General features: G+C 43.6%; 10 protein-coding genes and 2 tRNA genes. 3 read left to right on the top strand and 9 right to left on the bottom strand.

The genetic code is table 11. The features are described 5' to 3' along the window. Positions 1-69 precede the first annotated feature (69 nt). From L0659_RS23260 to L0659_RS23250, 3 genes are all read right to left on the bottom strand, one after another. On the bottom strand, positions 70-780 hold the full coding sequence (locus tag L0659_RS23260; RefSeq protein WP_235128975.1) for a GIY-YIG nuclease family protein: 711 nt from the start codon (positions 778-780) through the stop codon (positions 70-72). 233 nt (positions 781-1013) lie between these two features. Beyond that, positions 1014-1099 (bottom strand) — tRNA-Leu (locus L0659_RS23255). A 61-nt stretch (positions 1100-1160) separates the two neighbouring features. After that, positions 1161-1233: transfer RNA gene (locus L0659_RS23250), tRNA-Gly, on the bottom strand. Positions 1234-1591: 358 nt separating this feature from the next. Here L0659_RS23250 and L0659_RS23245 point away from each other — a divergent pair. Both L0659_RS23245 and L0659_RS23240 read left to right on the top strand, forming a co-directional pair. Next, positions 1592-2656 (top strand): TerC/Alx family metal homeostasis membrane protein, encoded by a 1065-nt coding sequence (locus L0659_RS23245; protein ID WP_235128974.1) that lies wholly within the window; start codon positions 1592-1594, stop codon positions 2654-2656. A gap of 28 nt (positions 2657-2684) precedes the next feature. Continuing rightward, the gene (locus L0659_RS23240) at positions 2685-6677 is read left to right on the top strand and encodes an AAA domain-containing protein (protein ID WP_235128973.1); all 3993 of its coding nucleotides are present in this window, start codon (positions 2685-2687) and stop codon (positions 6675-6677) included. Here the strand turns inward: L0659_RS23240 and L0659_RS23235 are convergent. Continuing rightward, on the bottom strand, positions 6672-7382 hold the full coding sequence (locus tag L0659_RS23235) for a DUF1080 domain-containing protein (RefSeq protein WP_235128972.1): 711 nt from the start codon (positions 7380-7382) through the stop codon (positions 6672-6674). The two genes, L0659_RS23240 and L0659_RS23235, sit on opposite strands and share 6 nt — an antisense overlap. A gap of 128 nt (positions 7383-7510) precedes the next feature. On the opposite strand from L0659_RS23235, the gene L0659_RS23230 reads away from it, so the two are divergent. Further along, positions 7511-7909, top strand: a complete 399-nt coding sequence (locus tag L0659_RS23230; RefSeq protein WP_235128971.1) for an HIT family protein — start codon at positions 7511-7513, stop codon at positions 7907-7909. 15 nt (positions 7910-7924) lie between these two features. Here L0659_RS23230 and L0659_RS23225 read toward each other — a convergent pair whose 3' ends face one another. From L0659_RS23225 to L0659_RS23205, 5 genes are all read right to left on the bottom strand, one after another. Beyond that, complete coding sequence (locus tag L0659_RS23225) at positions 7925-9391, bottom strand: capsule assembly Wzi family protein (RefSeq protein ID WP_235128970.1); 1467 nt, start codon at positions 9389-9391, stop codon at positions 7925-7927. A 110-nt stretch (positions 9392-9501) separates the two neighbouring features. After that, positions 9502-10770, bottom strand: coding sequence for a capsule assembly Wzi family protein (locus tag L0659_RS23220; RefSeq protein WP_235128969.1), 1269 nt, complete (start codon positions 10768-10770; stop codon positions 9502-9504). A 221-nt stretch (positions 10771-10991) separates the two neighbouring features. Beyond that, positions 10992-12407, bottom strand: coding sequence for a capsule assembly Wzi family protein (locus L0659_RS23215; protein ID WP_235128968.1), 1416 nt, complete (start codon positions 12405-12407; stop codon positions 10992-10994). Positions 12408-12446: 39 nt separating this feature from the next. Beyond that, positions 12447-13448, bottom strand: a complete 1002-nt coding sequence (locus L0659_RS23210; protein ID WP_235128967.1) for a sugar transferase — start codon at positions 13446-13448, stop codon at positions 12447-12449. Positions 13449-13709: 261 nt separating this feature from the next. Further along, the gene (locus L0659_RS23205; RefSeq protein ID WP_235128966.1) at positions 13710-14876 is read right to left on the bottom strand and encodes a glycosyltransferase family 4 protein; all 1167 of its coding nucleotides are present in this window, start codon (positions 14874-14876) and stop codon (positions 13710-13712) included. Positions 14877-14895: the final 19 nt, after the last annotated feature.

Below are 14895 nucleotides of genomic sequence, written 5' to 3'. Positions count from 1 at the left end.
TAAATGCAATTAAGGATAGTTGTAATCAACTGTTTTTCTGCAACAACTTCTAGCTGATCGTCATTAACATTAGTTTGAATTATAGCCATGTTCTCTTGTTAACATTGCTTCCTTCCAAAAGCTTTCACGCGTGCGGATAATGTCATCATCTGTTTTAAACGGCCAGCATTCGATCAATGTTAGTCGAAAATTTTCACGAGCATATGATAAAGAGACATCACCGAGTTCGACTAATTCTTTGTTCCACCCATGACCTGTACTAATATAGCTGCCCCAACGGGCCCATATACCAATCTCACCAGTAGCCGATCCGACATAAATTTTACCGTTCTTTTTGTCTGCGATAAGATATATACCTTTGACATTTGTCAGAGCAGTCTGCCAGTCTATTCGACCATTCTGATAAATTATTTCAAGCATAGTGAAATCAATACTTACATTCTCATAACCGCAAAAACTTTCTCCATTGTAGGTATTCTTAAGGATTTCTGATACGGTTAGACGATTATAAACATTTTCTAGGTGAAAAGCTCTTCCACGGGGCAGCGGACCAGTCAGCTTTAGTCTCCCAATCAATTCCTTCCCTTGGTCTAATTTCTGGATTTCATAGCTGTGGGCATTTTTTTCCGGGGAACGGCTTTTCACTTGATACAAACCGCCGAATAACCAAGTATCTGGCTCCGGGTAAAACTTTATCAGTGATAAAATTGTGTCGCGTGTAAATTCATTCTTATTTCCCTGCCAGCTATTCCACTGATCCCACTCTGCTCTACTTCTCAAAAAAACGTCCAATGGTTCGTGAGAGCCATTGTATCGGGCTGCATGCAATTTATACAGACTAAGATCGGAAAGATTAAGTATTGAACTCAGATTCATAGGAAGGAACTTCTGGTAAGAGGGATGGTCTTGATACACAAAGTTCAGTGCATTCAATATATAATCACTTGTTGTACCTATGTTGTACCAACGAAAAAGAGGTTATACAATTGAATGTATAACCTCTTGATAATCAGTACCGGGGACGGGAATCGAACCCGTACGAGCGTTTCGGCTCACAGGATTTTAAGTCCTGCGTGTCTACCAGTTCCACCACCCCGGCATCCGCCATTTAAGATGGCATAGAGAGAAAAAAAGCACCGTTTCCGGTGCTTTAACCTCTGAGCGAAAGACGGGGTTCGAACCCGCGACCTCGACCTTGGCAAGGTCGCGCTCTACCAGCTGAGCTACTTTCGCATAACCGTTTTTGATTATGGTGGTGCAAATGTAGGCACAGCGAGTATGTGACGCAAGTTTTTGTAAAAAATATTTAGCAAAAAAATCTCAACATTTTATTAACAAATTGTTACTCAATTGATACTGGACGCATTTTTTTTTAAACAGCATAAAAATGGCTGCTCGCTACATTAGAAATTGATTAGTTTTTATTTAAAGGTTTGGCGGACTTCGCATAATTTTTATGCCGCCCGTCCTATTTAATTTTAGCACTTTATATTTTAATTACCTTTGCCTCCTTTGACAGGATTGCATAGATTAATGTTTTCTTGCATGATCATGTCTTTGGGTCGATTTTAAATAATAAATATAATTATTCATGTTTTCCAACGAAGTTCTGTTTTTTGGCGGGTTCATATTGGTGATCAGCGTAATGCTGCTTCTGGACCTGGGCGTTTTTAATAAAAAAGACCATGTTGTAAAATTCGGTGAAGCTGCCGCCTGGACGGTTGCCTGGATATTTCTGGCGCTCGTTTTCTATGTCATCATTAACACGCATGGTGATCTGGTGCACGGGATGGAGAACTTTGCTGACCTGTCAGCGGTCAAAGACAAATACGCGCCGCATCTAAAACTCATTCCCGGAGATTTCGACGGGAGCCTGGAAATCTACCGGAAAAATATGTCCCTGGAATTTATCACGGGTTATCTGCTCGAATATGCGCTTTCGGTTGATAACATTTTCGTGATCATACTAATATTTTCCTCATTTGGCGTTCGTCCGCAGTATTACAAAAAAGTGCTTTTCTGGGGTGTTCTGGGCGCTATTATCATGCGCTTTATCTTCATATTCCTGGGTTCGGCATTAATGCAGCGGTTCGAATGGATCATTTATATTTTCGGTTTGCTGCTGGTTTACCAAGGTGGCAAGATCTTCTTTGAAGCTGGCGAAGACGAGAAAATTGATCCGGCCAAACATCCGGTGGTGAAATTCGCGGCGAAATATTTACCCGTTTTCCCAAGATATGTCCGCGAGCATTTCTTTGTTTTGAAAAAGGGAAAATGGCTGGTAACACCGCTTTTTGTAGTTGTTCTGATCGTCGAATTCACCGATCTTATCTTTGCTGTGGACTCGGTTCCGGCGGTTTTTTCTGTTACAAAAGACCCTTACGTCGTTTTCTTTTCCAATATTTTCGCGATCATGGGGCTTCGTTCCATGTTCTTTTTCCTGAGCAACATTATGGGCCTTTTCCGCTTCCTGAAATACGGATTGGGGGTTCTGCTTGTATTTATTGGTGGGAAAATGCTCTTCCATTCCCAATTGGAAGATCTTGGATTCGAGACGGTTTATTCACTTTACGTAATTCTGGGCATTCTGGCAGTGAGCGTACTTGCTTCTGTTGTAATTCCTGAGAAAAAGACGGAACCACGCCAAATCCAATAGTTAAGCAATCAGGATCGTTTGAGTATCTATGAATCGCATTCTTAAAGCTTACTTAAAACGACTTACCAACCTTAGTACGCGTAACAAATCGTTGTTGCTATCCGGCCTGCCTTCGGAGCAGTTCCTTGATCTGCATGAAACTGATTTTTTACTGGAAAAGCCAGCAATTGAGCTTATCAGGCAGCTGATTTCCGGGAAATCGCGCATTGCGCTTTGTGATGTGGCGGATTCACGGTTTGAAAAGGTGAATGAAACCAGCAAAAAGTTGCGGAAGATTGCGCGTACGGAGCGATTCATTGAGGAGGAAAGAGGATCGCGTGATTTGTATGTGGGATATCCGTTTGTAAAAGGGAAACTCTCCGACGGGACGCCCATTCATGCGCCGCTTTTGTTTTTTCCGGTCACTTTAAAAATGGATCGGGAGCAATGGTGCCTTTTTGAAGTGCCGGAGAGTAATGTGATCCTTAATTCAAGTTTTGCGCTCGCTTATGCCCATTTCAATGAGGCGGTTATAACGGATGAAGTTCTTGAAAAGTCCTTTGAGGATTTTCCCGTTGATTTTCGGGAATTCAGGACGCATTTATATGAATGGTTGAAGACCACGCCGCTTAAAATTAACTTCAACCAGGATCTTTTCGAAGACAAGCTCATTGCATTTAATGCACAGAAAAGTTCTGAACTCACTGCCAATGAGCGGAATGGCGAGCTGAAACTCTTCCCGGAAGCAGTGCTTGGGATTTTCCCGCAAGCCGGATCCTATCTTGTGCCGGACTATAATTTGCTGCTGGAAAACACGCAGGATGCCACTTTCTCAATTCCATTGCTTTCAGAAGACCAAACGGAATTGGAGGAGCAAATGGACGTGTTAGACCTGCCAGTTCAAAACAAAACAGTCCGGGAAGAGGAGATTTTAACGCCTTTTCCGGTGGACCAGTCGCAAGAAGAGATCATTCTGGCTGTGAAATCAGGGAAATCGGTTGTGGTGCAGGGGCCGCCAGGGAGCGGGAAATCGCAGCTTATCTGTAACCTGATGGCCGATTTTGCCGCGCGAGGAAAGCGGGTTTTGCTGGTTTGTCAAAAACGTGTCGCGCTGGATGTGGTTTATCAAAGGCTCCAAACCATTGGTATGACCGATTTTGTAGGCCTGATCCATGATTTTAAGAACGACCGCCCTGGCTTATACAGACAGTTGGCTTCGCAAATAGATCGCGTTGAAGCATATAAGCAGCAGAATTACAGTCTTGACGCCGTTTTCCTGGAAAGGCAGTTTACCCAGCAAAGCCGGGCGATTGACCGCACAGTTCAGGACCTGAACGCATTTCGTGAAGCATTATTTGATGAAACGGAATGTGGCGTGAGCATTAAAGAACTCTACCTGAAAAGCGATCAAACAGCTCCGAAAGTTGACATGAAGGGGCATTACAGATCTTTTCGGATGGATGATCTGGATCAGTTCCGAAGGAAATTGAAGACGTATAGTACATATGTTTGGCATTTCCCCGGCGATCATCCCTGGGTCAAACGCAAAAGCTTCGCAAAGTTTGGAATGAGCGAGCTGCGTAGCATGGAAGAAATGCTCTTGGAATGGCCGACCGTGTTTTCAAGACAAACGCAGAAATTTGAGCGCTTGACCAGCCAGCCTTTTTCGCTCGATTACCTGGATAGGAAAGGGGAGATTAGTGAACGGCTTACCGACATTGCGGCGCTCATTTCTAATGCGGCGACATTTAATCTTTTCAAGAAATACATTTCCTCCACGGGTGGCCATGAACGGCTTGCATTCATCCGGCAAACTACGGATGTGCTGGAAGGGTTTTTGGCTGAGGATGGCATTGAATTTTCTTTGCCGACGTCAGAATTACCCACGTTTCTGCAATCGTTGAGGAAATCGATCGAAGCAAACAGCTCGACGGTTTCGGGCCTTTGGTGGAATATGTTTGGCAAGGAAAAGAGGGAAGTGGAAGAAGTTGCTAAGAAAAATGGTCTTTCAACTTCATTAGATGATCTTTCAAAGCTTGAAATCAAACTTAAAAACAGGATCGAACTTGAAGGATGGCTTACAAACAAGCATTTGAATTTCGACGTTTCTTATATTGATCCGAGTGAAGATAATGTTGGCGCGCAATACATTTCTTTCTTCCAAAAAGCAGAAGCGGCGGCTGATGCAGCTGTTAGAGCGACATTTGATCCGTGGTTTTCAACATTGAAGCACATTGCCACTGAGACTGGGAATCATGAGATATTCAATCAAAGAATGCATGAGCTGAACGCCTGGATCGCCGTTTGGAGCAAATTGGAGGCTGCTATGTCGCCTTTCTTACTGCCTCAGCAAATCCGGAGATTGCTTGAACAGCCAGATACTTTCAGCCAGCAGTTATCCGCAGCATTAGCCAAAGATTTCGATTCAATGGTTGACATGGACGACCTGACTGAAAATATGAGCGCCGCCGAGCAAACGGTTACTCAAATTATCATTGAAAAAAGCAAAGATCTCGGACATAGCAATTCGGAAGAGTTTGTCAACCTTTTTGAAAATGGCATCAGGCTGGCCTGGATTGAGCATATAGAGAGCAAATTTCCTGATTTACGCTCGGTTACCTCATTGAAAATGAAACAATGGGAGACCAGCTTGCAGGATAGCATCACGGAAAAACAGAAGCTGAGCACAGATATCACAGGGATCAAGCTTAGGGAGGCGACTTACGAGGATATCGAGAAAAACCGGCTTGGTAATCGCGTCACTTATCGCGAGCTCGGGCACCAGGTAACCAAGAAACGGAAGATCTGGCCGATCAGGAAGTTGCTTGAAAGCTACACAGACGAGGTTTTTTCACTCATTCCGTGCTGGATGGCGTCGCCGGAAGCCGTTTCCGCGGTTTTCCCGATGCAGGCCGCGTTGTTCGATCTTGTGATCTTTGATGAAGCTTCGCAATGTTATGCAGAATATGGATTGCCAGCGGCATATCGGGGAGTTCAGGTTGTAGTAACCGGGGATAGTAAGCAGTTGTCTCCGAGTGACTTATATAAAATTCGCTATGAGGAAAAGGCAGAGGAGGAAGAATATACAGCTGCCATTGAAATCGAATCATTGCTGGATCTGGCAGCGCAATCGCTTGACCAGTATCAGCTTACAGGACATTACCGCAGCCTTTCACTCGATCTGATCGATTTTTCTAACCGGAATTTTTACAAAGACACACTACGCTTACTTCCGGATTTTGCCCGAATTAATAATGATCAGCCTGGGATTCAATATATTAAGATGGATGGGGTTTGGAAGCACAACATTAACCTCGTTGAAATTGAGCAGGTTGTTTCTTTGATTAAAGAACTAGGAGAAACCGGAAAGAGCATCGGCGTCGTGACATTTAATTTTTACCAGCAAAATGCCATTCAGGATGCTCTGGAAAGAGATAATGTGTTTTTTAAAGACTTGTTTGTCAAGAACATTGAGAATGTGCAGGGCGACGAACGCGACATTATTATCTTTTCTATGGGATATGCGCCGGATGAAAAAGGGAAGGTTTCCATGCAGTTTGGCAGCCTGAATATGCAAGGTGGTGAAAACCGGCTTAATGTGGCCGTAACCCGGGCCAGAGAGCGGATTTATTTTGTAACAAGCTTATGGCCTTCTCAACTCCAAACGGACCAAACCGCAAATGCAGGCCCTAAAATCCTGAAAGATTATCTTGAATATGCGCTGAATGTGTCGGAAGGTAAATTTGTGCCCGCGCCAATGGCAACAGGAAAATTCAGGTCAGACTGGCTGCTGAAAGACAAGCTGGTGAAGCAGCATGCTGATTTTGAAAAGGAATTGCCGTTCGGCGACATAACCATAAAAAAAGAAGGGGTTTATAAAGGTTTGATCCTGACAGACGATGATTTGTATCATTACAGCAAATCGTCAAAAGAACCGCACGCTTATTTACCCCTTCTTTTGCAGCAGAAAAACTGGCCTTACCGGCGCATTTACAGCCGCGAATATTGGTCTAAAACTGTGGATTACGAGCAGTTATTATAGCTCCTTAATCCGGATGTTTCTGAAAGACACCTTGTTTCCGTGATCTTGTAAAGCGATCTTGCCTTTGGAAGAAGCACCGAAACCTTCCCAGGTTTTGAATTTGCTGTCGGCAACCAACTTGTCCCATTCGCCGCCTTGTGCAGGGAAGTCAACTACTTTTTTGCCATTCAGCCAGCTTTCGCCACGGCCTCCTTTGATCACAACTTTCGCTTTGTTCCACTGACCAGCTGGTTTTACAGCAGCAAAGTCTGTTGGTGGCAACATATCATAAAGTGATCCGGATTTGTGGTTTCCTGCTTTTCCGGCTTTTGCATCCGGGTGCTTTTCATCGTCCAGGATCTGGATTTCCGGGCCGGTGGAGTAGGGGCAGCAATATTTTTTATCTTCTATTACATGGTAAATGATGCCGCTGTTTCCTGATTCTGAAATTTTCCATTCCAATTCCAGTTCGAAATCGCCATATTCTTTGTCGGTTACAAGATCCTTGCCGCCTTTTTCTGCAAGAACAATAGCGCCATCTTCCACTTTCCATTGTGGTAACACCTTATCCGACTGCCAGCTATGCCAGCCGTTCAAACTTTTGCCGTCGAATAGCTTCACCCATTTACCTTTGTCTTGCGCCTCAGCGGTGTTTGATATCAAAGCCAGTGAAAATAATGCAACCACGCCTGCCTTAGTGAAAGCACGCCAATTCGTAAAATTCATATTCTTAATGTTAAAGTTTTGGAACACAATATTAAGTACTTTTCAGTTTTTAATTACTTATTTGGGGAAAGATATGGTGCGCTCCGTTGCGCTGTTCTTCAACTAAACGATATTTAATTGATATTCTGATGGCTTCTATATTTTCTAAAATTGTTGAGGGTGAAATTCCCAGTCATAAAATTGCTGAAACAGATAACTTTCTCGCATTCCTTGATGCATTCCCGATCACAGCCGGACATACATTGGTGATCCCGAAAAGAGAGGTGGATTACATTTTCGACTTGGACGACCAGGAATTTTCAGAGCTTTTTCTATTCGCAAAAAGCATTGTTCCTGCCTTACAGAACACAGTTCCTTGTCTTCGTATAGGCTTGACAGTCATTGGTTTGGAAGTGCCGCATGCACACATTCACCTGCTTCCGCTGAACAGCATGGCTGATGCTGATTTCTCGAAGAAAATACAAACTACACAAGAAGAATTGGCGTCGCTGGCAGCGAAAATCCGTGCGGAAATTGGCTCAGCTTGAAAAATCAGATTTTCCTTAATTAAAAGAAAAATCTTTTCTGAGTCCTAACATAAACCCGTGTGTTTTGCGGTATAAATCACCAATATCGCTTGCGTAGGATCCCTTAATGGTCATTCCGCCAAGGACATTCACATTGGTTTGCGCGCCGATCAGCCCTGAGAATTGTTTCGGGGAACCTTCGAAGCGGGAATTGTAAGCGCCCGAATTACTCGATAGAGACAATTTGGTATGCCACTGCACCTGCCTGAAAAGCGTTCCTCTTAACCCGACGTGCCACACAAGGACCCTATTGTTACTGGTGAAGTTATCTGCATAGCCCGGCCATTTCCAGTTTGTCTGAGAAGTTGGAGGAATAAATGGTGTTCCAATCCCACGGCCATAGTAGGACCATCCGTCACGAATCTGCTGATTGTTGAAATAATTGTCGATACCCCGTTTTTTTCCGGTGCTGATATCAAATTGATTTCCACCTTGGTCTTTCGTGAAGAGCATCTCTACTACGCCTTCTGTAATTTCGAAATTCGCGCCGTATGAATTCTTGCGTTTGATCCGTAAGCCTGTCAGGCCGTCTTTGACTCCTTCCATATAGAATAAGGAACCATCTTCATAAATGAATTGACGATATAAATAAATGGTGCTCCCGTATGTTTCAATTTCGATTGCCAGATCCAGGGAACCCAAATGATTTCCAACCCGATTAGTGCTGTCAAAATGCGTGACGTCGTCTCCGCTTCCGCCGATTGTTCCGAAAACGGCATATACATAATTTGAGAAACCATCTGGTAACTTTTTACTTTCGTTTTCCTGATATTTGGAAGTGCCTCCCCATTGCACCTGGTGATTGAATCCTCCGTATAGTTTGAGTTTTGAATTGACTTTTCCGAGGCGTACGTAAAGTGCTTTTTGATGAAATTTAAGGCCACTAGTGGCTGGCCGACCTTTCTCGAAAAGTCCGTCCGAATAAAACCCGTTGACAGAAATCCACCCTTTTGTAAGGGGAACAGCTACGAAACCGCTTGTTCCGATGTATATTTTAGGGATTGGAAGCGCATTACCAGACCATGCGTAGGAACCAGTCCCGAGCGTTGAGTCAGCCAAACCCACATTCTGCTTTTTTCTTCCAACAAATAACTCCCAGTTTTTGAACTTCAATGTAGCATGCAGCTGGGGCAGAAGCATTTTTGTGTTTTCGTTCAGATTTCCCACAGCTTCAACCCCAAATCCGGCGCGCCAGGATGAGCCCAGAGGCCAGTAATTTTCAAGGGAGATTCTCGCACTGCCCGCCGGGACGTCCAGGGGAACGGTGCCGAACTGATTGGCCTGGATCCAAAACGGCGTATGCGTATTGGTGCTTCCAAAACCTGCAATCTCAATGAAGTTATTTGTGGAATCCGAATATTCAGTAACCTCGGCAGGCTTAGATTGAGAAAAGCCGGCTATGGAAATGCATAACAGTAATACCAGTATGGGAAAGAATTTCATAGGCGTGCCCTCAAGCTTTTTCTTAATGTGTATAATGTGACATTTGACAAAAATAACTATAACTTTTTGCTATTCATATTGGACAGAACAGGCAACACTAAAAAGCGGCGCTAATCCAGAAATCCACTTTTTCTTAGCCCTATGATCAGTCCATGAGAAGTAGGGTAAAGGTGTCCGAAATCAGTTGTAAGGTTCGAAAACACACTGCAACCGTTTAATAACTTTATGTTCTTTTCTGCCGTTAAAGCCAGGGATACCTGCTCCGCTAACGAATCAAAGGGACTTAATAATGACCCTGAATTCCTGGAATATGTGCCTCTCAGGCCAAAATAAGTCTTTTGCCAGGTGGCAGTAATACCTGTATGAAACGCCCAGAAGCGGTTATTATTAGTAAATTCTGAGCCATTAACGGGTAATGTAGGCCTCGTTATACCCGAAGCTGGCGCCAGGGGCGTTCCTATGCCGCGGCTGAAATAGGACCAGCCACGCTGATAAATGTAACTATTGTAATAATTTCCTTTCTCATAAATAGCCAGGCCGGATAACGGAGATTTATTTGTTTGGCTGTTCGTGCCAATTGCTTCAAGCAGGAAGCTTTGTAATGCAAAAGATTTGGATCCTGCGGGGAGAGGCTTTATTCTCTTGATCCGGACTCCATTTAAGCCATCATCGAAATTAATAATCCTGAAAAGGGAGCCGGTTTCGTAAATATTCTGTCTATACACGAAATAGGACCACGTTTTCCCACGCCACTCGGCACCCAGGTCAACCGTTCCAAAGTGATTTCCAACTTTCTTATAGTTCAACGTTTTGCCGGAAATGGTATGCCAGTAAGCATCCAGCGGCTCTAATTTGTAAAGCGGCGTAATTTTTTCTTCACCACCCCAAACTGCCTGATGATTAGCACCCACATAAATTTTCAAACGGCCACTTTCCGGCCCGAACCTTAGATACAGGGATTTTTGGTGAAAGTAAGTGTATGAAACTTCCCGCTCAACGCCGTAATTGAGGTTGCTGCTTCCGAGATAACCCTCAGAGTATGAGAATTTGAATGCCAGAAAGTTTTTTGTGAAATACAATGGCAAATACTCCGGAAGTGATATTTGCACCCGCGGAAAAGGCCTGGAATTGCCCGCCACCGACAAGGAGCCTGACGTCATGGTCGTGTCCATTAATCCGACAACGTTATTCTTTTGTCCGGCCAAAATTTCCAGTTTGCCTATTCTGGCAGCGATGTAGGCATCTGAAAGGAATGCATTGCCCGATTTTCCATAGCTAGCAATCGCCTGAATACCACCGCTCCACTGAAAAGTTCTTGGATTGTGCGGGTTATAAACTTTGTACACACCGGCATTGACCAGGCCAAAGTTTCCATCCATCGGAATATTGCCATTTTGGTTGGCGTGTGCCCAAAAGGGAGTATTGTTTGTAGCGCCAGATACTAATAAGCTGGCTCTGTAATGAATCGTTGAGTCTTGGGCGTGGGAATATGACGCGAGGCATATCAATACAGCAAAAAGGCAGACTCGCATCTGAGAGATTGGGACCGGCATTTAAATGTAAAAATTACTCATTAAGGGGTTGAGTTGATTTCCCAAAGTTATCTGATAAAACCGGATTTTCTCCATCCAATCAAAATAGCAGTGTTGTTTGGGTAAAATTGTCCAAAATCCGTGCCAAAAGTTGCGCTTAAAAAACTTTCGTTCATAAGTTTCAATGGTGTTTCCACACGCGCAAGCAGAGATGTCTGACCAACAGAAGATTCAAAAGGCTTGTAGTAAGTGCCGGAGTTGATGGAATGGCTGGCTTTTAACAAGAATCTGACCTTATTCACGGAGCCCTCCAGCGCGCCATGAAAGGCGATAAGCCGGTTATTCGCAGTGAAAAGTCTCGGGGATGTCCGCAATCCTTCGCGTATCAAGTGCTGAGGAGCGATCAGTGGCGTTCCGAGTGTTCTGCCTTTGTAGGACCAACCCTGGCTGTAAACGTAGTGGTTAAAATAATTGTCACGTCCGAATGTGCCTGTTGCGAAATCAAACACATCTCCGCCCTGTTGCTTGGTATACAGATATTCGAGCAAAATTGTATTGAGTTGGAAACCGTCAAATTGCGGCTTGTTTCTCTTGAACCTGAGTCCGTTGAGCCCGTCTGCGATATTGGATGTATTCGCAATTGAGCCATCTTCGTAAATGCTCTGCCGATATAGGAACGTTGTCCAGTTCTTCCCGTTTATTTCCATTCCTGCGTCTATTGTACCAAAATGATTTCCAACTCTGCTGCCGCCCCAAGGCTTGCCGAAAACAACGAAGCTGTACGCCTCCGACGATTTAAGACCTCCCGTAAAGATCTTTTCTTCCCCGCCCCACATGACCTGATGGTTGAATCCGGCATACAAATTCAGCAAATGGCTTGTTTTTCCAAGTTTAATGTAAATGGATTTCTGGTGGAGATATGTTTCCGGCACTGATTGCACATTGCCATAAACGGATTGGGCGGGGCCGAACAAACCGTCGGAGTAAGAAAACTTAAATGATATAATGTCGTTTCTGGGAATCAGATTGACAAAGTGAGGTGTTGAAATCTGAATCTTGGGATACGGCCTGGCATTGGAAGACATTGCTACGGAGCCGCTGGTAAGGAGGCTATCTCCAAGGCCCGAATATTCTTTCCGTTGTCCAATGCTTACTTCGACCGGGCCAACCTTTCCTGCCAGGAATAAATCAGTCAGGAATATGGGAGATGAATGGCTTGGGTTCGCGACAAATTCAAATCCCCCGGACCATTGGAAAAACCGGGGATTGTTTGGATTGTAAACCTTGTGAAAACCGCCTTGGGCCAGCAAAAACGATCCGTTGGTCGGAATGACGCCATACGTATTTGCGTAAATGAAGTATGGTGTTTGACTCGAAGAAAGAGCGCCCTTAATTTCCGCAGAATAATGCCATGTCGAATCCTGAGAGAAACAGCCTGCTTGCGATGCTATGGTGAATAGCAGCATTAAGAATAAATTTCTCATGCATGATAAGTTGACCGCGAAATGATGTTTCCGGATTTATTACCGCCCTCTTTTGCCAAAAATGACAACAGCCGTAAGAAGAATGATCTTCAATTCAAGATACAATGACCAGTTTTTGATGTAGTAAAGATCGTACATCAGCTTGTGACGTGCATCGAAGACGCCCGCGCCGTAAGAATACATTACCTGAGCATATCCGGTGATTCCCGGCTTGATGGCATGCCTTGAATTATAATAAGGAATCAGTTCATCAAAGGTCTCGGTAAACACCTGTCTTTCCGGCCGTGGACCGATCAATGACAGATCTCTTTTAAAAATATTAATGATTTGGGGAAGCTCATCAATCCGGCTCAGCCTCATGAAAGATCCATAGCCGAAAGTCCTGGAATCATTCTTTTTTGAGAAAGTCGCTCCATTGGACTCTGCATCCAACGACATCGAACGGAACTTGATACATTTAAAAGCAATGTTGTCCATCCCAACTCTTTCCTGATAGTAAAACACGGGACCGGGCGACTCGAATTTAATTCGGAAATAGCTTAAAATCCAGAGAGGGAAAGTAAGTAAGAATAGGATAATCGAAACCGCAACGTCGATGATCTTCTTTGGATATCTCACTCTCTTGCCGAATGAGGGCATATCCGATAAGTTGGGATTCATCTCCGATATGTCTTCCGGGATATAAACCTTCTTTAAGCTTTTCTCGCAAAAGTCATAAACCGTTGTAATGCGTATGGATTTATTCTTACGAATTACTAATTCGTAAATTACTTTATTGCGTTTGTCGTAATGGGGATTTGTTACAAGATGGACTTTTTCAAATTTGTCCAATAAAGGTCTGACGGTGTAGTTGATCAGATAATCGTCATCTGCGGTATGAGGGACTAAAATGATTTCCCTGTAGATCTGACGAAGATGTTTTAAATCGTATTTCTGCAGAAAATAGTCATAACTCGTGATAATCAAGATTTCATCGGTAGAAGCATTTTTGCTCAACAATCGATGTACGTACTTTCGATTAGAAACAGAAGTTTGATCCATATGTGTGCGGCAATAGTAAAAAGATTAAAGCGTGTGCAAAAAGAATGCAATTATAGTGTAAAATTTCCTATTTTAAAACATTTGCCAGAGTATAGTGAACCTTCGGCGTATTTTAGTTAATTAAAGGTTTATGGGATTGAACAAACGGGAAATAAGCTTGTATGTTCAAATATAGAGGGGAGGGTATTGAGCGAGTATTTCATAAAGATAAGTGCGGAAAGTTTATACTTTTTTGTTTTATCAAAAATTTTTTTCGCTGCGTTATTTTTTTGACGGCAAATTTGATTTGTAAAATGTAAGAATGTCATTCCACAATTGTTGCTGTTCGAAATTTTTAAGAACAAACTGCTGTGCTAATTTTCCCATTTCCCTGCTTGCCGACTTATTGCTGATTAACTTTTCACACGCATCAACAATCGCGCCAACACTTTTCGGTTGTATCAAAAGTCCCGTGTTCCCGTCGTCGATCATTTCATTGCAGCCGTTAATGTTCGTTGCTATGCATGGAATGCCCATTGCGCTGGCCTGTAAGAGTGCCTGCGGAAAACCCTCTCTGTAACTTGGAAACACAAATATTTCCGCAGCAACTAAAAATTTCCGCACGTCATGCTGATGTCCGACCGCAATGATGGATTCGTTGTTTTTAATTTCCGCATCTGTTTCTGCTTTTAATGGATTCAGTTCCTCCGGCGCCCCTATTAAAATAAGTTTCAGGTTTTGATGGCGCTTTTTCAGAATGAGGAACGCTTCAACCAACTCATTCACACCTTTATAGTTAGCAAGACGGCCCATAAATGCCAGGACCACATCGCTGTTGCCAATGTTGTGCGCCTTCCTGAACTCATTGCTTTCTTCCCGCAATTTGGGTGTTACAGAGAAGTATTCGAGGTCAATGCCATTGCTGCTGCCGTTTCCAAGAACGAGCACTTTGGATTTATCAGAACCCAGATCGTTATCTAAAATAAATTTCCTAAGCTCCTGTGAGTTAGGTAAAACCCAATGCGCACAGTCGTAAGTTAACGATTCGACAAAATCAAGGAGTTTTCTTTTTGAGCCGGTGACCTCCATGAGCGGCAGCCCGGCCACTGTGTGCATTCTGAGGGGAACCCTGCAAATATAAGCTGCAAGCATTCCGATAATTCCCGCCTTAGGAGAATGGGTATGAACAATATGCGGTTTGATTTTCCTGATGAGCCGAATGGTGTTGAAAAGGGCAATCAGGTCTTTAAAGGGTGTCAATTCCCTGGAAAGATTGAGTGGATAAAACCGGGCTCTTTGATTGAGCACCAAATCACCAACAAATTTATCCGGCGTACTTGCCATAGACACTTCTACACCGTGCTCCGACATGTATTTCAGCTGGCCCTTTAATAATATACGTAGCGAATAAGTTTCGGTTGTTATCCTAAGTAATTTGATTTCCTCCATTCTAGTGTGGTGTATTTTA

This window comes from Dyadobacter sp. CY347, assembly GCF_021502655.1.
GTDB lineage: Bacteria > Bacteroidota > Bacteroidia > Cytophagales > Spirosomataceae > Dyadobacter.
Note: the sequence above shows the minus strand (reverse complement) of the source record. Positions and strands in the feature narration are given on the sequence as shown.